The sequence below is a fragment of the Streptomyces akebiae genome, assembly GCF_019599145.1.
GTDB classification, from domain to species: domain Bacteria; phylum Actinomycetota; class Actinomycetes; order Streptomycetales; family Streptomycetaceae; genus Streptomyces; species Streptomyces akebiae.
Window position 1 is genome coordinate 7,959,468 of the sequence record NZ_CP080647.1, and the last position, 19,641, is coordinate 7,979,108.

At 71.7% G+C, this 19,641-nt stretch carries 17 protein-coding genes and 1 pseudogene; 9 read left to right on the forward strand and 9 right to left on the reverse strand.

The features are described 5' to 3' along the window. Positions 1 to 436 precede the first annotated feature (436 nt). The 3 genes and pseudogenes from K1J60_RS34455 (at position 437) to K1J60_RS34465 (ending at position 4,038) form a co-directional block, all read left to right on the forward strand. On the forward strand, positions 437 to 2,023 hold the full coding sequence (locus K1J60_RS34455; RefSeq protein WP_220649622.1) for a TROVE domain-containing protein: 1,587 nt from the start codon (positions 437 to 439) through the stop codon (positions 2,021 to 2,023). 103 nt (positions 2,024 to 2,126) lie between these two features. After that, a pseudogene (locus tag K1J60_RS34460) lies at positions 2,127 to 2,765 on the forward strand (GntR family transcriptional regulator); the annotation flags it as partial. Positions 2,766 to 3,018: 253 nt separating this feature from the next. Next, complete coding sequence (locus K1J60_RS34465; RefSeq protein ID WP_220649624.1) at positions 3,019 to 4,038, forward strand: 1-aminocyclopropane-1-carboxylate deaminase; 1,020 nt, start codon at positions 3,019 to 3,021, stop codon at positions 4,036 to 4,038. A gap of 81 nt (positions 4,039 to 4,119) precedes the next feature. On the opposite strand, the gene K1J60_RS34470 is transcribed toward K1J60_RS34465, so the two are convergent. Further along, positions 4,120 to 5,337 (reverse strand): TerD family protein, encoded by a 1,218-nt coding sequence (locus K1J60_RS34470; RefSeq protein WP_220651834.1) that lies wholly within the window; start codon positions 5,335 to 5,337, stop codon positions 4,120 to 4,122. A gap of 178 nt (positions 5,338 to 5,515) precedes the next feature. Here K1J60_RS34470 and K1J60_RS34475 point away from each other — a divergent pair, with 178 nt between their 5' ends. Further along, positions 5,516 to 6,394, forward strand: a complete 879-nt coding sequence (locus K1J60_RS34475; RefSeq protein ID WP_220649625.1) for a thermonuclease family protein — start codon at positions 5,516 to 5,518, stop codon at positions 6,392 to 6,394. 27 nt (positions 6,395 to 6,421) lie between these two features. On the opposite strand, the gene K1J60_RS34480 is transcribed toward K1J60_RS34475, so the two are convergent. The 6 genes from K1J60_RS34480 to K1J60_RS34505 form a co-directional block, all read right to left on the reverse strand. Continuing rightward, positions 6,422 to 7,411, reverse strand: a complete 990-nt coding sequence (locus K1J60_RS34480; RefSeq protein ID WP_220649626.1) for a zinc-dependent alcohol dehydrogenase family protein — start codon at positions 7,409 to 7,411, stop codon at positions 6,422 to 6,424. Then, positions 7,408 to 8,310, reverse strand: coding sequence for a carbohydrate ABC transporter permease (locus K1J60_RS34485; RefSeq protein WP_398683739.1), 903 nt, complete (start codon positions 8,308 to 8,310; stop codon positions 7,408 to 7,410). Before K1J60_RS34485 ends, K1J60_RS34480 begins: the two co-directional genes overlap by 4 nt. Next, positions 8,307 to 9,245: a carbohydrate ABC transporter permease gene (locus tag K1J60_RS34490; protein ID WP_220649627.1), complete on the reverse strand. Its 939-nt coding sequence runs from the start codon at positions 9,243 to 9,245 to the stop codon at positions 8,307 to 8,309. Before K1J60_RS34490 ends, K1J60_RS34485 begins: the two co-directional genes overlap by 4 nt. Then, positions 9,242 to 10,609, reverse strand: coding sequence for an ABC transporter substrate-binding protein (locus K1J60_RS34495; RefSeq protein ID WP_220649628.1), 1,368 nt, complete (start codon positions 10,607 to 10,609; stop codon positions 9,242 to 9,244). Before K1J60_RS34495 ends, K1J60_RS34490 begins: the two co-directional genes overlap by 4 nt. A 141-nt stretch (positions 10,610 to 10,750) precedes the next feature. Further along, positions 10,751 to 11,521, reverse strand: coding sequence for a DeoR/GlpR family DNA-binding transcription regulator (locus tag K1J60_RS34500; protein WP_220649629.1), 771 nt, complete (start codon positions 11,519 to 11,521; stop codon positions 10,751 to 10,753). Between the two features lie 299 nt (positions 11,522 to 11,820). Beyond that, a complete protein-coding gene (locus K1J60_RS34505; protein WP_220649630.1) occupies positions 11,821 to 12,630 on the reverse strand; it encodes an NAD-dependent epimerase/dehydratase family protein in 810 nt (269 codons plus the stop codon). A gap of 269 nt (positions 12,631 to 12,899) precedes the next feature. On the opposite strand from K1J60_RS34505, the gene K1J60_RS34510 reads away from it, so the two are divergent. Together K1J60_RS34510 and K1J60_RS34515 are read left to right on the forward strand one after the other, a co-directional pair. Further along, positions 12,900 to 13,856, forward strand: coding sequence for a 5-dehydro-4-deoxyglucarate dehydratase (locus tag K1J60_RS34510; RefSeq protein ID WP_220649631.1), 957 nt, complete (start codon positions 12,900 to 12,902; stop codon positions 13,854 to 13,856). Further along, positions 13,853 to 15,019 (forward strand): hypothetical protein, encoded by a 1,167-nt coding sequence (locus tag K1J60_RS34515; RefSeq protein WP_220649632.1) that lies wholly within the window; start codon positions 13,853 to 13,855, stop codon positions 15,017 to 15,019. Before K1J60_RS34510 ends, K1J60_RS34515 begins: the two co-directional genes overlap by 4 nt. A gap of 34 nt (positions 15,020 to 15,053) precedes the next feature. On the opposite strand, the gene K1J60_RS34520 is transcribed toward K1J60_RS34515, so the two are convergent. Together K1J60_RS34520 and K1J60_RS34525 are read right to left on the reverse strand one after the other, a co-directional pair. Next, positions 15,054 to 15,662, reverse strand: coding sequence for a dihydrofolate reductase family protein (locus K1J60_RS34520; protein WP_220649633.1), 609 nt, complete (start codon positions 15,660 to 15,662; stop codon positions 15,054 to 15,056). A gap of 21 nt (positions 15,663 to 15,683) precedes the next feature. Further along, positions 15,684 to 17,105: an MFS transporter gene (locus tag K1J60_RS34525; RefSeq protein WP_220651836.1), complete on the reverse strand. Its 1,422-nt coding sequence runs from the start codon at positions 17,103 to 17,105 to the stop codon at positions 15,684 to 15,686. A gap of 162 nt (positions 17,106 to 17,267) precedes the next feature. Here K1J60_RS34525 and K1J60_RS34530 point away from each other — a divergent pair, with 162 nt between their 5' ends. The 3 genes from K1J60_RS34530 to K1J60_RS34540 all read left to right on the forward strand — a co-directional run bounded on the left by K1J60_RS34530 (position 17,268) and on the right by K1J60_RS34540 (position 19,557). After that, on the forward strand, positions 17,268 to 17,882 hold the full coding sequence (locus K1J60_RS34530) for a TIGR03086 family metal-binding protein (protein WP_220649634.1): 615 nt from the start codon (positions 17,268 to 17,270) through the stop codon (positions 17,880 to 17,882). A 90-nt stretch (positions 17,883 to 17,972) separates the two neighbouring features. Further along, positions 17,973 to 18,722, forward strand: a complete 750-nt coding sequence (locus K1J60_RS34535; RefSeq protein WP_220649635.1) for an MBL fold metallo-hydrolase — start codon at positions 17,973 to 17,975, stop codon at positions 18,720 to 18,722. A gap of 178 nt (positions 18,723 to 18,900) precedes the next feature. Next, positions 18,901 to 19,557 (forward strand): GntR family transcriptional regulator, encoded by a 657-nt coding sequence (locus K1J60_RS34540; protein WP_220649636.1) that lies wholly within the window; start codon positions 18,901 to 18,903, stop codon positions 19,555 to 19,557. Positions 19,558 to 19,641: the final 84 nt, after the last annotated feature.

Genomic DNA, 19,641 nt, shown 5'->3' on the forward strand with positions numbered 1-19,641 from the left:
ACCGGTACCAACACGCCGGTGTAGCTCAGGGGTTAGAGCACCTACGTCGGTTCCGCCGGCTTCGATCTCTGGACACCCAAAGCTTTACGCACCTCCCGGTGCGATTCGATCTCGGGAGGCGCGGCAGATGGTGGGTGCCCGGTGCGCAGGCAGCGGATACTTCGGGAACTGGTGGGGGTAACTCCTCATGCGGGTTCGAATCCCGTCATCGACCCGGGGTCGGTGTGGCGGAACGGAAGACGCGCCAGTTATAAGCACCGCCGCCGACTTCGACCTCGGGCACCTTCCCTCTGCCGCGCCTCCCCCCAGACAACAGATATCTGACACCCGATGTCTGACACCCGATATCTGAAACCTGATATCTGAAACCTGGTATCCGAGCAGGAATTCCACGCACGCGGTCCGCAGTGCCGAAGAGTTCGGGGGGAGTTTCATCATGGCGCGGTTCAACACGAAGACCGGAAAGGCGCAGCCCACCTCGCGGGTCACCTCGACGGGGCGTGTGCTCCGCACGTACGAGGGCGGCCGGGGCCGGGAGCGGGACGAGCGGTCGGAACTCTTTCTGCTGTCGATCGCCAACTTCGTCGCGCAGAAGACCTTCTACGAGAGCGGTGAGGACCGCGACGACCGGTTCGCCGCGCTCGTCGGCCGGCTCGCCGTCACCGACCCGGTGTGGACGGCCGGCCTGCTCGGCTGGCTGCGTGGCGAGGGCAACCTGCGTACGGCCTCGATCGTCGGAGCCGCCGAGTACGTCAAGGCGCGGCTCGACGCGGGCGCCACCGATGGGCCCACCAATCGCCAGGTCGTCGACTCGGTGCTGCGGCGCCCGGACGAGCCCGGCGAACTGCTCGCCTACTGGACCTCGCGCTACGGCCGCACCATCCCCAAGCCCGTGAAGCGGGGCGTCGCCGACGCCGTACGACGGCTCTACAGCCCCAAGTCGCTGCTGAAGTACGACACCGCGTCCAAGGGCTACCGCTTCGGCGACATCCTCAACCTGGTGCACGCGGCGCCGGACCCGGACAAGCCGTGGCAGGGGGACCTGTTCCGGTACGCCCTCGACCGGCGCCACAACCCGGACACGGCGGTCGTGCCCAGGTCGCTGCCGATGCTGGCGGCGCACCGTGACCTGATGGAGCTGCGGCCCGCGAAGCGGCGCCGGGTCGTGACCGGTTCGGAGGGTGCCCAGCGGCTCGCGGACGCGGGCATCACCTGGGAGGCGCTGGCGGGCTGGCTGCAGGGGCCGATGGACAAGGCGGCCTGGGAGGCGGTCATTCCGTCCATGGGTGCCATGGCCCTGACGAGGAACCTGCGGAACTTCGACGAGGCGGGCGTCTCCGACGAGGTCGCGGCGCGGGTGGCGGCGCGGATCAGTGACCCGGCGGAGGTCGCGCGGTCGCGGCAGTTCCCGTTCCGGTACCTCTCGGCGTACCGGCACGCGCCCTCGCTGCGCTGGGCGTACCCGCTGGAGCAGGCGCTCGGCCACTCGCTGGCCAACGTGCCCGCGCTGCCCGGCCGGACCCTGGTCCTGGTCGACCGCTCGGGCTCGATGTTCTGCTCCCGGCTGACCGACCGCTCCTCGCTCACCTACGCCGACGCGGCGGCGATCTTCGGCACGGCGCTCGCGCTGCGGGCGGCGAACGCGGACCTCGTCGAGTTCGGGAGCACGAGCCGGGTGGTGAAGTTCGGTGCGGGCGAGTCCGTGCTGAAGATCATCGGCCGGTTCGGCGACCTGGGTGGCACCGACACCACCGAGGCCGTCCGTCGCCACTACCGCAAGCACGACCGGGTGCTGATCGTCACCGACGAACAGGCCACCTACAGCCACTACGGCGACCCGACCGCGCAGCTCCCGGCCCATGTCCCGGTCTACACCTGGAACCTCGCCGGGTACCGGGTGGGCCACGGCCCCTCCGGCAAGGCGAACCGGCACACGTTCGGGGGGCTCTCGGACGCGGCTTTCCGGATGGTCCCGCTGCTGGAGGCGGCGCGGAACGCCGACTGGCCGTGGGCGGCCGGCTGACTCCGGCCCGTCGGCCGACGGGGGTGAGTGTGGCCCGTATCCCAATGGGGGTACGGGCCACAGCCTTGTTCGAGGGCTGTACTGACATCTAACATTTCAGTTCATGGAGGCCATACGACCGGTCGGGCGCACCCTTCTCAGGGACCGCGCCTACCAAGCCATCCGGGACGCCATCGTGGCCGGGGAGATCGAGCCCGGTGCGGTGGTGCGCGACGCCGAGCTCGCGGAGTTGCTGGGGCTGTCCCGGGCGCCGGTGCGGGAGGCGTTCTCCCGGTTGGTCGACGAGGGGCTGCTGGAGACCAAGCCGCAGAGCTACACACGGGTCACGGCTGTCGTGGCCGCCGATGTGCGGGACGCGGCGGCCGTGGTCGGCGCCATGCACGAACTGGCCACCCGGATCGCCGTGCCCCGGCTGTTCGCGGCGGACGTCGAGACGATGCGCTCGGCCAACGAGCGGTTCGCGGCGGCCGTGCGCACCGGCGACGTGGACGCCGCCCTCGTCGCCGACGACGAACTCCACGACGTCCTCGTCCGGGTCAGCGGCAACCGCGCGGCCGCCGCCACCATCGCCCGCTACACCCCGCTCATCCGCCGACTGGAGCGCCGGCGCTTCGGTGAGGGCGGCAACTGCCGCTCGGCCGGCCTGCACGACCAGCTGATCGAGGCCTGCGCGGCCGGTGAAACGGACGAGGCGGTCCGCGTGACAGGGGAGATCTGGCACGGCCTGGCCGCGCTCGTCGACGAGCCTGCCGACGGACCGGTTGACGAGCCTGCGGACGGACCGGCCGACGGACCGGTCGGCGGACCGGCCGACGGACCGGTCGGCGGACCGGTCGGCGACGCAGTCGGCGGGTCGGGCGAGGGGCCTGGCCGGCTCCCCGTCGCCCCGCCTGTGCTCGACGGGGACCGCTGACCCGACGCCACCTCGATCTCGACCTCGACCTCGCCCCACCTCGCCACGTACCGCCCCACCCCACCCCACCCCGGGAGGACCCGTGTCCCTTTCTTCCTTCGAGCGCTATCCGCTCCTCTTCGGGCCCTCACCGGTGCACCCGCTGGAGCGGCTGACCGCCCACCTGGGCGGGGCCTCCGTCTGGGCCAAGCGGGAGGACTGCAACTCCGGTATCGCGTACGGCGGCAACAAGACCCGCAAGCTGGAGTACCTGGTCGCCGACGCGATCGCGCAGGGCTGCGACACCCTGGTCTCCATCGGCGGCGTGCAGTCCAACCACACCCGCCAGGTCGCCGCCGTGGCCGCCCGCGCCGGGCTCAAGTGCGTGCTGGTGCAGGAGAGCTGGGTCGACTGGCCGGACTCCGTGTACGACAAGGTCGGCAACATCCTGATCAGCCGGCTGGCCGGCGCCGATGTACGGCTCGTCCGGGCCGGCTTCGGCATCGGCTTCAAGGAGAGCTGGGAACTGGCGCTCAGGGAGGTCGAGGAGAGCGGCGGCAAGCCGTACGCCATTCCGGCCGGCGCCTCCGACCATCCTCTCGGCGGCCTGGGTTTCGCCGGCTGGGCGTACGAAGTGGCCGAGCAGGAGAGGGAGTTGGGCGTCTTCTTCGACACGGTCGTCGTGTGCTCCGTGACGGGCTCGACCCAGGCCGGCATGGTCGCCGGGTTCGCCGCGCTGGAGGAGGCGGGCGGACGGTCGCGCCGGGTGATCGGCATCGACGCCTCGGCCAAGCCGGAAACCACCCGTGAGCAGGTCGCCCGGATCGCCCACAACACCGGACAGCTCATCGGCCTCAAGCGGGAGTTGACCCTCGCCGACGTGGAGCTGGACGACCGGTACCACGCCGGGATCTACGGCGTCCCGGACGACGCCACGCTCGTCGCCATGCAGCTCGCGGCGCGCACCGAGGGCATGGTCACCGACCCCGTCTACGAGGGCAAGTCCATGGCGGGGATGATCGACCTGATCGAGCGCGGCGAGATCGGGCCGGAGTCCACCGTGCTGTACGCCCATCTCGGCGGCCAGCCCGCGCTGAACGCGTACAGCGGAGTGATCCAGTAGGGAGAGGGGCGCGGCCCCACCGCCTCTCGGTCCACCGGGCGCCCTCCGTGTGCGGGGGCGCCCGGTGTCGTGCGCGGGCCCTCAGAGGGCCTGGGCCGCCGGCTTCACCATGCCCCTGACCGTGCGGGACTTCACGAAGTCGCCCATCGCGGTCATCTCCCACTCGCCGGAGAACTGCTTGATCAGCTTGGCCATCATCACGCCGGTCTGGGCCTCGGCGTTGGTGAGGTCGAAGCGGACCAGTTCCTCGCCGGTCGCGGCGTCGAGCAGACGGCAGTAGGCCTTGGCGACCTCGGTGAACTTCTGGCCGGAGAAGGAGTTGACGGTGAAGACCAGTCCGGTGACGTCCTGGGGGAGCCGGCCGAGGTCGACCACGATCACCTCGTCGTCCCCGCCGCCCTCACCGGTGAGGTTGTCGCCGGAGTGCTTGATCGCGCCGTTGACGATGGACAGTTTGCCGAAGTAGCAGCTGTCGATGTGGTTGCGCTGGGGGCCGTACGCGATGACCGACGCGTCCAGGTCGATGTCCTTGCCCCGGAACGCCGGCTCCCAGCCGAGGCCCATCTTGACCTGGGAGAGCAGCGGGCGGCCGCCCTTGACCAGGGAGACCGTCTGGTTCTTCTGGAGGCTGACGCGGCCCTTGTCCAGGTTGATCTTCCCGGCGCCGGGCGCGGGCGGCGCGGGCGGGGCCGCGGGAGGCGGAGGTGTGGCGGCGACGCGGGGGTCGACGGGCGGGGCGGCCGGGGCCGCCGGGGGGTGCATGGCGGGGGTGGGCGGGGCGACGGGCTGCGCCGGAGCCGGGGCGGGTTCCTCCACGGTGACGCCGAAGTCCGTCGCGATGCCCGCGAGGCCGTTGGCGTACCCCTGGCCGACCGCGCGCGCCTTCCACGCGCCGTTGCGCAGATAGACCTCCACGATCACCAGGGCCGTCTCCGTGCCCAGCTGCGGCGGGGTGAACGTGGCGATCACCGAGCCGTTCGCCGCGTCGCGGATCGTGGCCGTCGGTTCGACGCCCTGGAAGGTCTGGCCGGCCGCGTCGGGGCTGGCCGTGACGACGATCTTCTCGATGCCCGCGGGCACGGCCGTCGTGTCCACCGTGATCGAGTCGGGGGTCGTGCCGCCGCCGGAGCGGTACGTCACGCCCGGGCCGCTCGGCTGGTTGTAGAAGATGAAGTCGTCGTCCGAGCGCACCTTGCCGTCGGCGGTGAGCAGCAGGCCCGAGACGTCGAGCCGCACGGGCGCGGCGACGTCCACCGCGACGCGGGTGACGGGCAGCGGGATGTTCGAGCCGGGGGTCATAGCGGTCATGCCGGGAGAACGATTCAAGCCGCTTTACCGTTCCCTTACCGAGCTGGGTTGGGGCCGTGTGGGTGGGGTCGGCCGGATGCGGGTGACGGGGAACTCCGGTCCGCCCCTCGCGTGTGTACCTTCCGTGAGGGACGAACACGCACCGTGATGCCTGGGACGGGAGTCGATCATGGCCATGCTGCTGATCAGGGGAAGGTTCAAGGCGGAGGGGGGTGCCAAGCCGGACGGGGACACGCTTCCCTTCATCCCGGACGACGTGGACGACTGGAGGCTCGTCCCCGGGGACGGGCAGGTCGTGCCCAAGGCCGACGGGCGCGCGAACGTCCGGCTCGAAGGGATCGACGCCCTGGAGACCCACTACGGCGAGGATCCGCACGTGGAGCACCAGCCGCTGGGCCTCGCCCACAAGGCCGCCGACGAACTGCTGAAGTTCCTCGGCTTCGGCACCGTTCTCCGGGACGACGACGAGACCGTCGCGACCTCGCCGGACAGCGTGCCCGGCTGGATCCTCACCCGGGGCGCCGACGCCTACGGCCGCTGCGTGGCCTTCGTCGGCAAGGGCACGCCGCCCGTCTACAGCGGCTACTGGACGGGCGTCGACGAGGACCTCCTGGAGCGCACCGCCAACCACCGCCTGCTCCTGCACGGTCTGGCCTACCCCACCTTCTACTCGGGTCTGCCCCTCCACCTGCGCGAACTGCTCACCGAGGCCTCGGAGAAGGCGAGGGCGTCCGCGAAGGGCGTGTGGCAGGCCGACCGGACCCTGGACGGCGTGAAGGTGATGGGCATGGACTCGCTGACGGACGACAAGACCGGCGCGGTGATCCTGCCGAAGCTGTTCCGCCGGCTGAAGGACTACCTGGACTTCATGGGCAAGAACCCCTCACTGGAGTGCTTCCGCGCCTTCCTGGCCGGCGTCCAGGACGAGTACCGCCTCCCGGACTCCGGGAAGCTCCACCGGGGCCTGCACCACATCGTCGAGGTCACCCCCGACAACACGGTGAAGATGACCCGCCGGTGCAAGGACATCGTCTTCGTGGAGAAGTGAGCGGGACGCTCCCCGCGCGGGGCACGGTCAGGGGATCACCACGATCTTGCGGCCGACGCCGGTGGCGAACTGGTTCAGGGCCTCGGGGTACTGGGCCAGGGGGAGGCGGTCGCTGATGAAGACGTCCGGGTCCAGGACACCGCCCGCGAAGAGTTCCGCCGCGCGTTCGAAGCTGTGCAGGACGGCCATGGAGCCCGTGATGGTGATCTCCTGGTTGTAGACGCGGTAGGGGTCGATCGTGACCCGTGTCGCGTAGTCGGCCACTCCGAACTGGAGGAAGGTGCCGGCCTTGGCGACCCGGTCCAGGCCGTCCTGGATGGCGGCGGCGTTGCCGGTCGCGTCGATCACCACGTCCCAGCCCTGCGGCCGGTCCAGTTCGTCGGGGCCGGCGGCGGCCGCCGAGACGCCCAGCCGACGGGCGGTCTCCAGGCGGGAGGGGTTCACGTCGACCACGTCCACGCTCGCCGCGCCCGTCCGCTTCGCGAGCTCCAGCATCATCAGGCCCATCGTGCCCGAGCCGTAGACGAGGACGTGGGCGCCGAGGCGGGTGCGCAGGACGTCGTAGCCCCGTACCGCGCAGGACAGCGGCTCCACCAGTGCCGCGTCCTGCGTACGGACGTGCTCCGGGAGTCGGACGCAGTTCGCCACCGGCGCCACCGCGTACTGCGCCGCGCCTCCCGGCGTGGTGACCCCGATCGCGGCCCACCGCTCGCAGAGGTTGTTGTGGCCGGTACGGCAGTAGCGGCACTCGTGGCAGTACAGGGACGGGTCGACGGCCACCCGGTCGCCCACGGAGAGTTCCGTGACCCCGCTGCCCACGCCCACCACCTCGCCCGCGAACTCGTGCCCCGGCACGATCGGCAGCCTGGGGGCGAACTCGCCCTGGAGGATGTGCAGATCGGTGCCGCACAGACCGCATGCGGCGACCTCGACGACGACCTCGCGGGGGCCCGGTGTCGGGTCCGGGACCTCGGCGACGACGGCCTTGCCCACGGACTCGATGACGGCGGCCTTCATTTGACGGCTCCCAAGGAGAGGCCCTGGACCAGCTTGTCCTGGGCGGCGAACCCCGCGGCGAGCACCGGCAGGGAGATCACGAGCGACGCGGCGCACACCTTGGCCAGGAACAGGCCCTGGCTGGTGATGAAGCCGGTCAGGAAGACGGGGGCGGTCTCGGCGACGACACCGGTCAGCACCCTCGCGAACAGCAGCTCGTTCCAGCTGAAGATGAAGCAGATCAGGGCGGTCGCGGCGATGCCGGGGGCCGCTATCGGCGCCACCACCCGGGCCAGCACCGTGGGGAGCCGGGCGCCGTCCAGTTGCGCGGCCTCGATCACCGCCACCGGCACCTCCGCCAGGAAGGACCGCATCATCCAGACGGCGATCGGCAGGTTCATGGAGGTGTAGAGCAGGACGAGGAGCCAGATGTTGTCCAGCAGGCCCGTGTTCTTCGCGAAGAGGTACAGGGGGAGCAGGCCCGCCACCACCGGCAGCATCTTCGTGGAGAGGAAGAAGAACAGGACGTCCGTCCACTTCTTCACCGGCCGGATCGACAGCGCGTACGCCGCCGGGAAGGCGAGGAGGAGGACCAGCAGCGTCGACGCCAGGGACGCCACCGTCGAGTTGATCAGGGCCGGCCAGGGGCTGGCCCCGCCGCCCACGCCGAAGAATTCACGGTAGCCGTCCAGGGTCAGGGAGGCCGCCCAGGACGGGGGGTTGGTCGCCGCGTCCGGCTCCGAGTGCAGCGAGGTCAGGACCATCCAGGCGATGGGGAGGAAGAAGAGGAGACCGAGCAGCCAGGCGGCCACGCCGAGGCCGGCGCCCCGGGCCCGGTGGGAACGCGCCGGGCGTGTGTCCGCGGTCGTGCCGCGCGCCACCGTCCTCGTGTCGGGCATGTCTGTCGTCGCGTCGCTCATCCGCGCGACACCTCCTCGCGGAACAGCGACGACACCACGCGCAGGGCGAACGTCGCGATGATGATCGAGCCGATGACGACCAGGACGCCCGCGGCCGAGGCGAGGCCGTGCTCGTGGGCCTGGTAGAAGGTCTGGTAGACGGTGTACGGCAGGTTCGCGGTGCCCAGGCCGCCGGAGGTGATCGTGAAGACCGCGTCGAAGTTCTGCACGATGTAGATCGAGCCCAGCAGCGCGCCCAGTTCGAGGTAGCGGCGCAGGTGCGGGAGCGTCAGATGGCGGAAGATCTGCCAGTCGCTCGCGCCGTCGACGCGGGCCGCCTCGATCTGCTGGTGGTCCCGGGACTGCAGTCCCGCCAGCAGGATCAGCATCATGAACGGCGTCCACTGCCACACCAGTGAGGCCTCGACCGCGAGCAGCGGGGCGTCCGAGATCCAGTCCGGCTGGGGGCCGCCGACATAGTGCAACAACCCGTTGAACAGGCCGTATTCGGGGTTGTAGAGCACATGCTTCCACAGGAGGGCCGCCGCCACCGGGACCACCAGGAAGGGGGCGATGAGGAGGGTGCGGACGATGCCCCTGCCCCGGAACCTCCGGTCGAGGAGCAGGGCGAGGACCAGCCCGAGGACCAGGCTGGCGAGGACCACGGCGACCGTCAGCAGGATCGTCGTCCACACCGAGCGGCGCAGGTCGGGGTCGGTGAGGACCTCGCCGTAGTTGGCGAGGCCGGCGAAGGCGCGGGCGTCCGGGTAGAGGGAGTTCCAGTCGAAGAAGGAGATCACCAGCGTGGCCACGAACGGGAGTTGGGTTACGACGATCATGAAGATCAGGGCGGGCAGGAGCGGGGCGCGGGTCGCCCAGGCGCGCAGCCGGGCGTTCGGTGTGCCCCGGGTGCGTTCGGGGGTCGCCGCCATCGGCGCCGTCGTGGTCGCGGTCATCGTCCCTCGTACTCCTCGGAGATCTGCTCGGCGAGCTCCTGCGATTTCCTCAGGGCCGACGCGACGGACTGGCGTCCGGCGATGGCCGCGCTGATCTCCAGGGAGACCTTGGTGCCGAGGTCGGTGAACTCGGGGATGCCGACGAACTGGATGCCGGGCGCGGGGCGCGGCTGCACCCCGGGGTCGGTGGGCCGGGCTCCCTCGATGGCCTCGCGGGTCGTCTCCTGGAACGCGGCGGCCTCCTCGCGGTAGTCCGGGTTCGCGTACGTCGACTCCCGCTTGCCGGCGGGCACGTTCGACCAGCCGATCTCGTCGCCGACCAGTTCCTCGTACTCCTTGCTCGACGCCCAGGAGACGAACTTCCAGGCCTTGTCCGGGTTCCGGGAGGCCTGCTGGATGCCCCAGGCCCAGGTGTAGAGCCAGCCGGAGGACTCGGTCTTCTCGACCGGCGCCGGTACGTAGCCGACCTTGCCCTTCACCGGGGAGTCGGCCGCCTCCAGGGAACCGGCCGCGGACGTGGCGTCGTACCACATGGCGACCTTGCCCTGGGTCATGTTGTTGAGGCACTCGGCGAAGCCGGCCTGGGCGGCGCCGGACTCGCCGTGCTCGCGCACGAGGTCCACATAGAACCTGGTCGCGCTCTCGAACTCGGGGGAGTCGAGCCGGGCCTTCCAGTCCTTGTCGAACCAGGTGCCGCCGAAGGTGTTGACGACGGTGGTGAGGGGCGCCATGACCTCGCCCCAGCCGGGCAGGCCGCGCAGACAGATGCCCTTCATGCCGTCCTCGGCCCCGTCGGCCTTCGCGGCGAGGTCGGCGACCTGCCGCCAGGTGGGGTGGTCGGGCATGGTGAGCCCCCGCTCGGCGAAGACGTCCTTGCGATACATCAGGAAGGACGACTCGCCGTAGAACGGCTGCCCGTAGAGCTTGCCGTCGTCGCCGGTCAGGGACTGGCGCATCGGCTTCAGGATGTCCTGCTGGTCGAAGGCCGGGTCCTTCGCGACGTAGGGGTCCAGTTCCTCCAGCCAGCCGTTGCGGGCGTAGATGGGTATCTCGTAGTTGCTGAGCGTGGCCACGTCGTACTGGCCCGCCTGGTTGGCGAAGTCCTGGCTGATCTTGTCGCGGACGTCGTTCTCCGGCAGCACGGTGAAGTTCACCTCGATACCGGTCTGCTTGGTGAAGTGCGCGGCGGTGAGCTTCTGCAGCTCCTGCATCTGGGGGTTGTTGACCATCAGCACATCGATGGCGTCGCCGCCGGATCCCGCCCCGCCCGCCCCGGTCCAGCAGCCGGAGAGAAGCGGGGCGAGCAGCGTCCCTGCGGCGACCGCGGCGAGTGCGCGCGGCCTCCGTCGGCTCGGGATTCGCATGGATTGCTCCTGGACGTATGGGGAGAAAAGGGGTTCTTCGCGGCGCGGGTTGTTCATGGTGGGGTTCGTGGGGTTCGTGTGATGCCTCGGGGCGAGGGTTCTTCGGGGCGGGGGAGGGGCCGGGGAGTGGACCGGTGGTCCTCAGGCGCGGATGACCTGGGGTCCCAGCAGTGAGTACCGGTGGGCCTCCGACGTCGGCAGCAGCGTGCTCGTGACGATCGTGTCCAGGTCGCCCACCTCGGCGAACCGGCAGAAGCTGACCGCGCCGAACTTGGTGTGGACGCCCGCGAAGACCGTGCGCCGGGAGGCGCGGATCGCCTGGGCCTTGACCTCGCTGACGGCCGGGTCGGGGGTGGTGAGGCCGTGGTCGCGCGTGATGCCGTTGGCGCCGATGTACGCCAGGTCGATGACGAAGCCGGCCAGCATCCTCGTCGTCCAGTGGTCGACGGTGGCGAGGGTGCCGGGGCGCACCCGGCCGCCGAGCAGCAGCACGGTGGTGTTGCCGGCCTCGGCGAGGGTGCCCGCCGTGGCGAGCGAGGCGGTGACCACGGTCAGCGGCCGGTCCCGGGGCAGTGCCTCGGCGATGAGCTGCGGGGTGAAGCCCTCGTCGACGAAGACCGTCTCCGCGTCGCCCAGCAGCTCGACCGCCGCGGCGGCGATCCGGCGCTTCTCGGGCACGTGGCTGGTGGCGCGGAAGGCGAGCGTCGTCTCGAAGCCGGCGCTCTCCACGGGATACGCCCCGCCGTGCGTGCGGCGGACCAGTCCGTGGTCCTCCAGGGCGCGCAGATCACGCCGTACGGTCTCCTTGGCTACGCCCAGTGCGACGGCGAGTTCGGCGACGTCGACCGTGCCCGTGCGGCGGGCGGCCCGGACGATCTCGCGCTGCCTTTCCTCCGCGCTCATGGCCGACACCCGCTCTCCCTCGCCTCGCCGTGCTGCTGCCCGTTCGGGCCCGCTGCGGGCCCTGGGGGAAGTTCTACAGCGGGTGCGCGGCGCCGACCAGGCCTGTTGCACGTCCGATGCTGCCCGTCCCTGACCGTTTCACACGGCCGGGGTCCGTCGCGGACCTGCGGTGGAGGGGGGATCGGGCAACGGGCGTGCCCGGATACGGGAGCGGGCGGGCCCGTTCGGTGCCCGCCCGCTCCTTCCGTACGACGTACGGCCCTCGTTTCCCGTACGACGTACGAACCCTTGGTCGCCGACCGGTCCGGTCAGTACGGCCAGATCGGCGGGTCGTTCACGAAGTGGCCGCCCAGGTTGGCGTGGGCCTCGTTCTGCGGGTCCAGCTCGCCCTGTTCGGCGATGAGCTTCTCGGCGTACGGCTCGGAGTCGTCCCTCGGCTCGTAGCCGAGGGCGCGGGCGGTGGAGAGGTCCCACCACAGGCGGGTGTTGGCGGAGGAGCCGTAGACGACGGTGTGGCCGACGTGCTCGGCGGTAAGGGCCGCGTGGAAGAGGCGGGCGCCGTCGGCGGGGCTCATCCACAGGGAGAGCATGCGGACGCTGGTGGGTTCGGGGAAGCAGGAGCCGATGCGCACCGACACCGTCTCCAGACCGTGCTTGTCCCAGTAGAGCTGGGCCAGGTCCTCGCCGAAGGACTTGGACAGGCCGTAGAAGGTGTCGGGGCGGTGCGGGGTGTCGACCGGGATCAGCGGGTCCCCGTCCCCGGGGCGGGGCGTGAAGCCCACCGCGTGGTTGGAGGAGGCGAAGACGACACGGGGCACGCCCTCCGCGCGGGCGGCCTCGTACAGGTTGTAGGTTCCCTCGATGTTCGCCTTGAGGATCTTCTCGAAGGAGGCTTCCAGTGAGATGCCCGCGAGGTGGATGATCGCGTCGACGCCCCGTACGGCCTCGCGTACGGCCTCCTTGTCGGCGAGGTCGGCCGTGATCGCGTCCGGCGCGCCCTCGACGGGCATCAGGTCCAACAGGCGCAGCTCGTAGCCGTGGGCCGGGAGCAGGTCCCGCATCAGGGTGCCGAGTCCACCGGCGGCACCGGTGAGCAGAACGGTGCGGGGAGCGGGCATCCGCGGATCTCCTTGCATCGCCAACCGTGCACATGGGCGTCCGGTATTCACATTCATGGACACGCTAAGGAGTGCGGTGGCGTGCGTCAAGTCAAGGGGGACGCGAGGGCGGGAAATCGCTGGTGCGGTGGGGGTTGCTCGGCTTGACCGGCCCCGCGCGGGCGCCTTAGCGTGCTCTTGTTCAGAAATGTAAACATTGATCAGCGACATGGACCTGTGCGTCGACGTCGGCTCGGACCGTCGACTTCGGCCCGGACTTGGGAGCCCCCGTGACGTCAGCCCCTCTCACCGCCCGGCTCAGGGTCCCCAGCGGACCGCTGTTCTTCCCCGTCACGGCGTACGGCCCGGACGGCGCCGTCGATCTCGCCGCCTGTCGCGCGCACGTCCGCCAGGGCGTCGACGCCGGTGCCGCAGCCGTCTTCGTCGCCTGCGGCACCGGCGAGTTCCACGCGCTCACGCCCGAGGAGTTCCAGAGTTGCGTACGGGCCGCCGTCACGGAGACGGCGGGCCGGGTGCCCGTGGTGGCCGGCGCGGGCTACGGCACCGCCCTCGCCGTGCGCTACGCCCGCCTCGCCGAGGAGGCGGGCGCCGACGGCCTGCTCGCCCTGCCGCCCTACCTCGTCGTGGCCGCCCAGGAAGGGCTGCTGCGCCACTACCGGGAACTGGCCGCCGCGACCTCCCTGCCAGTCGTCGTCTACCAGCGCGACAACGCCGTCCTCACCCCGGAGACCGTCGTCGAACTGGCCCGCACGGAAGGGATCGTCGGCCTCAAGGACGGCGTCGGCGACCTGGACCTGATGACGCGGATCGTGAGCGCGGTACGCGCCGAGGCCCCGACCACCGGGGACTTCCTCTACTTCAACGGCCTGCCGACCGCCGAGCTGACCCAGCCCGCGTACCGGGGCGTCGGCGTCCCGCTGTACTCGTCGGCCGTCTTCTGCTTCGTCCCGGAGATCGCCCTCGCCTTCCACCGGGCGCTCGAAGCCGGTGACCGTGCGATCGTGGAACAACTGCTCGACGGGTTCTACCGGCCCTTCGTCGAACTCCGCGCCAAGGGCCGGGGCTATGCCGTGTCACTGGTCAAGGCCGGGGTACGGCTACGGGGACTGGACGTGGGCGGCGTACGGCCGCCGCTGCACGAGCCGGCCGAGGAACACGTCAAGCAGCTGGGCCAGTTGATCGAGCGCGGACACGCGCTGCTGGAAGAGTGCCAGGAGGGCAAGTGAAGGCGTCGACGTTCGTCTACCCGTGGGACGTCAACGGGGACCCGGCAGCCGCGGAGCGCATCGCGGGGCTGGGCGTACGACAGGTGACGCTCGCCTCCGCGTACCACTCCACCCGCGCGCTCACCCCCCGCCACCCCCGCCGGCGCATCGTCACCGCCGAGCACGCGGCCGTCCTGTACCCGCCGGGCGCACGCTGGGAGGGCCGTACGCTGCGGCCGTACACGGCGGGGGAGTGGGCACCGGGCGACGCGTTCGGCGAGGCGGCGACGGCCCTCGCGCACGCCGGTCTCGACGTGCACACCTGGGTCGTCCTCGCCCACAACTCCCGGCTCGGCGCCGAGCACCCCTCGACCTCCGTGGTCAACGCCTACGGCGACCGGTATCCGTGGGCGCCGTGTGTCGCGCAGGAGGCGACCCGGGAGTACCTCGTCGACCTGGCCGTGGAGGCGGCGGTCCGGCCGGGCGCCCGCGGCACGGAACTGGAGTCGCTCGGCTGGTACGGGTTCTCCCACCTCCACGCCCACGACAAGACGGGCGGCGTCGGCCTCGGGGACGCCGGGCAGTACCTGATGTCGCTCTGCTTCTGCGCGACCTGCCGCGCCGGTTACGCCGAGGCCGGCCAGGACCCCGAGGAACTGGCGGCGGGCGTCCGGGACGCGCTGGAACCGCTGTGGCGGGGCGATGCCGTCGACGAGGGCTGGCCGGCCGTGGAGAAGCTGCTCGGCGCGGAGCGGGCGGCGGCCACACGCGCGTGGCGCGACGCGATCGCCCGCTCCCTCCAGGAGACGGCTGTCGAGGCCGTGCGGGCCGCCGCGCCCGCGGGGTTCCGGATCCTGCTGCACGCCGACCCGGTGCCGTACCACTGCGGCGCGAACCCCGGTGTCGACCCCGAGCACATCCTCCGTGTGGCGGACGGCGTCGTCGTCCCGTGCGCGGGCGGGCCGGGTCTGCTGCCCGCCTTCGCCGAGGTCCGCGCGGCAGGCGCCGTACTGGCCGCCAACTTCGGCATCGTGTCGGGCATGGGCGGCAGCCCGGTCACCCTGGCCGAGGACGCGGGCCGGGCGGCGGAGCTGGGCGCGACCGAACTCCGGCTGTACCACGCGGGTCTGGCCTCCGACCAGGACCTGGCGGCGGTGCGGGAGGCGTTGACCGCGGTGGGGTGAGCCGGGTGGGGCAGGGCGCGGGCGCGCTCCCTCCTCAGGGCAGCACGCGGTAGGTCAGGTGGGTGACCAGGCTCGTCGGGCGGGAAGTCAGTTGCCTGAGGTTCAGCGGGGGGACGCCGTCGAAGAGCCGGGTGCCGGAGCCGAGGGTGAACGCGGCGATGTGCAGCCGTAGTTCGTCGACGAGGCCGGCGGTCAGGTACTGGTTGACGGTCGTCGCGCCACCGAGGATCGTGACGTCGCCCTCGTCGGCCGCCGCGCGGGCCCGGGCCAGCGCGGCGGTGACGCCCTCCGTGACGAAGTGGAACGTGGTGCCACCGGCCATCGGCCGCGGGGCGCGCGGGTGGTGGGTGAGGACGAACACCGGCGCGTGGAACGGCGGATCGTCGCCCCACCAGCCGTTCCACGGCCGGTCCCACGCGCCGCGCACCGGGCCGAACATGTTGCGCCCCATGACGAAGGCTCCGGCCGTGTTCAACCGGGCGATCTCGGCCCGGTTCTCCTCGGGGGCGTCGAACATCCAGGCGTGCAGCGCGGCGCCCGAACCGTCGCCGCCGTCGTCGCCGAACGGACGTTCCTCGGTCTGGTGGTGCCCCGCCGAGTAGCCGTCGAGCGAGATCGTGATGTCGCAGCTCACCTTGCCCATGCGTACAGGGTCCCCCACGGGTCAGGGACGGCGCAGCAGCGCGGCCGCCGGCAGGAGGGAGACGGCCCCCACCGTCACCGACAGCACCGGGAGGCCGACCGGTCCCACCAGGGCCGCGCCGATCGCGATGCCCACCGCTGTCGGGGCGAGGAGGAGGGTGTGGGCGGCGGCGGTGGCGCGGCCCAGCAGGTGGGGTGGGGTGTCGCGTTGGACGGCGGTGAGCGCGGCGACGAGGACGCACGGCAGACCGGCGCCGATCGCCGCGCCGCACACGAGGACGACGGTGTCGTCGGGTACGGCGCGCAGCGCGACGGCCACCCCTGTCAGGGCGATCCCGTACGCGGCGAAGCGGCGTTCGCCGAGGCGGCGCAGGAGGGGGCCGGTTGCCAGACCGACGGCGATCGAGCCGGCGCCCTGGGCGACGTGGAGGAGGCCGGCGTAGGCGGGGGAGCGGCCGAGGGCCTCGACCACCGCGAAGACGAGCGAGCCGTTGATCCCCGAGAGCAGCATGGTCGCGCCGCCGGCGAGGACGAGGGGGCGCAGGCGCGCGCGGGTGAGCAGGTGGCGGACGCCTCCGGCTGTGCGGCCGGTTCGGGTGGGGCGGTCGGCTTGGGCCGTGCGGGGGCCGCTGGTTGTGCGGCGGGCTTCGGCCGGGCGGGAATCTTCGGTCATGCGGGAGCTTCCGGGCGCGCGGGCGCCTCGGGCCGTGTGGGGACCATCGGTCGTGTGGGGGCCTTCGGTCGTGTGGGCCTGTGGGGCTGGGGCCTGCGGTGCAGCGGGGCGGGACCGTGCCGCCTGGTGCAGGTCCCGCTTCCGGCCCCCGGCCTGCTCCCGGTCCCCGCCCTCTTCGCGGGCGACGGCCCGCTCCCGCACCAGCCCGTACAACCCCGCGGCCGCGACGAACGACACCGCGTCCAGCAGGGCCACCGTCGCTCCGCCGTACGCCGCGTACAGACCCGCCCCCGCCAGGGGAGCCGGCAGCTTCATGCCCTCGTTCGCCGTCATGCGCAGACCGTTGAAGTCGCCGAGGAGGGAAGGGTCGACGGTGGTGGCGACGAGGGCCGACTCCGCCGCGTCGTGGACGACGCCCGCCGTCCCGTATACGAGAAGGACCGCGTAGAGGAGCCACAGGTCGCCCGGGGCGTCGACGGCGAGGAGGGTGAGGAGGAGGGCGGCCAGGGCGAGATCGGTGGTGATGAGGAGCGCGCGGCGGCGGGGTTGGTCCGCGAGGGTGCCCAGGACGGGCCCGGCGAGCAGCGGAGCCCACAGCACGAACGCGCACAGGGCCGCCGGCGCGTCCGAGCCGGTGAGGTCCTTGACCCAGACGCCCGCGACCAGCCACATCGCCGACGAACCGAGGCCCGAGACCAGCACCCCGGCCAGATACAGCCCGGCGTCGCGGTCCCGGAGCACCCGTGCCACCGCCCATGTCGTGGATGTCATGGATGTCATGGCTGGTGAGCGTGGCGCTAAGGCCCCGGCGTAGGGATCGGGCGGATGCCCTGGGAATCGTCACTCGTAAAGGTGGGTGGTCCGTGGGCGATGAGTTCTCGGGACGCCGGGGGTCTACCGAACACCGACGACGAAGACGGTGAGGAGTACCGCATGACCGACCACGGCCCCACCTCCCTCGACCACGGCCCGACCTCCCTCGACCTCGGCCCGCAGACCCGGATCGTCGCCCGGCTCGTCGCGGCCGTCCGGGACGACCAGCTCTCCGGCCCCACCGCGTGCCCGCAGTACGCGGTGCGCCACCTCCTCGGGCATCTGCTCGGGCTCGCCATCGCCTTCCGCGACGCGGGCCGCAAGGAGCTGGGGGCCACGACGGACACCGCCCCGCAGGCGGCGCTGCCCGACATCGGGCCCGACTGGCGCGAGGCACTGCCGCAGGTGCTCGACGAACTGGCGGACGTCTGGCGGGACCCGGCCGCGTGGACCGGTGAGACCAGGGCGGGCGGGGTGCCGCTGCCGGGGGACGTCGCCGGGGCCGTGGCGACGGACGAACTCGTCGTGCACGGCTGGGACCTCGCTCGGGCGACCGGTCAGCCGTACGAAGCCGATCCGTCGGCCCTCGCCGCGACGCACTCCTTCCTCGAAGCCTCGGTCGACGATCCCTCGCGCGGCGAGATCTTCGGCCCCGTGGTGCCCGTCCCGGACGACGAGCCGCTGCTCGACCGTGTGATCGGTCTGAGCGGACGTGATCCCAAGTGGAAGCCATAGCGGCAACCCCGCGCACAACACCATGAGCAACCCACGAAAGAACGCACAAACGCGGCGCGCGCCCCCGCCCGCGTCCGTACGCTCCCGAGCATGCCCCTGAGCCTCACCGTCCTCGGCACCGCCTCACCGCACCCCGGCCCGGGCCGGCCCGCCTCCGGGTATCTGCTGCGTGGCGGCGGCGCCGAGATATGGGTGGACGCGGGCTTCGGTACGTTCGCCGAGTTGCAGCGGCACACGGACCCCACCCGGCTCACGGCCATCTGGATCTCCCATCTGCACGCGGACCACAGCGCGGATCTGGTGGCCGCGCTGTACGGGTTCGCGTACGGCGGCCTCACCCTGCCGGCGCCGCTGCCGGTCTACGCGCCCGGCGACTGCGCCGCCCGGGTCGCGGGGTCCCTCGGGCGGTCGGACAGCTCCTTCCTCAACGGGGTGTTCGACTTCCGCCCCCTGCACGACGGCCATACCGCCAGGCACTGGAACCTCACGCTCACCGCCCGCGCCGTCGTCCACGATGTGGAGGCGTACGGGCTGCGCGCCGAGTGCCAGGGGCGGGTGCTGGCCTACTCGGGGGACAGCGGGCCGTGCGACGCGCTGAGCGCGCTCGCCGGCAGCGCCGACCTGTTCCTGTGCGAGGCGGACATCGACACGCATCGCGAAGGCGAACCCCGGGTGCATCTCACCCCGGAGGAGGCCGGGAGGTACGCCAAGGGCGCCGGCCGGCTGCTGGTCACCCATGTGGGGCCCACGCTCACCCCGGAGGGGGCGACCGGGCGGGCGGCGGTGGTCTTCGGCGGCCCGACCGAGAGCGCGCGTGTGGGGGACACCCACACCGTGTGAACTCCTCGTGTGACACCAAGATCATGTGACGGCTCGCACATCTTCTTCTGTCAGAAGCATTGACGAAACACGGACGCCCTCCCTACCTTCAACGCGTCGTACTTCGTACGTCATATATGAGACGCGATATGGGAGATCCCATACGTGAGATCGCATACGTGAGATCCGAGAGGCGCGCATGACCTCTGTGCCCACGCCGATCCCGTCCCGCACGCAGTTCGTGCTGGAGGGGATCAAGCACCGCATCCTCACCGGGCAGTTGACGCCCGGTCAGGCCCTGGTCGAGACCGAGCTGGCCGCACAGTTCGGGGTGTCCAAGACGCCCGTCCGCGAGGCGCTCAAGACGCTGGCCGGGACCGGACTCGTCGTGATGAGCCAGTACAAGGGCGTCACGGTGCGCATGGTGGACGCGGACATGGCGCGCGAGGTCTACGACGTGCGGCTGCTCCTGGAGCCGGAGGCGCTGCGTCGCTCGGTGCGGCGCGGTGTCCCGTGGGACGCGGCGAGTGACGCGCTGACCAGGGCCGACGAGGCCACGGACACCGCCGAACGATCGCTGGCCAACCGGGAGTTCCACCGCGCGCTGTACGTGCCGTGCGGCAATCCGCTGCTCGGCCGGATGCTCGACGAGGTACGCGACCAGGCCGCCCTGGTCTCGGCCGTCGCCTGGGCCGCCGACCCCTCCTGGGAGCGGGAGGCCGCCGAGCACCGGGAGATCCTGCGGCTCGCCCTCGACGGCGACGCCGACGGTGCCGCCGCGGCCCTGTACGCGCACATCGCCTCCTTCGTGGAACGGGCCTTCCCGGGGGCCCGCGAGGAACAGCAGGCCCAGTGAGCCCGGGCGGCCAGTGGGCCCGCACGGCCAGTGAGCCCGACCGGTACGCCCGCAGGACCAGCAAGCCCGCAGGACCAGCAAGCC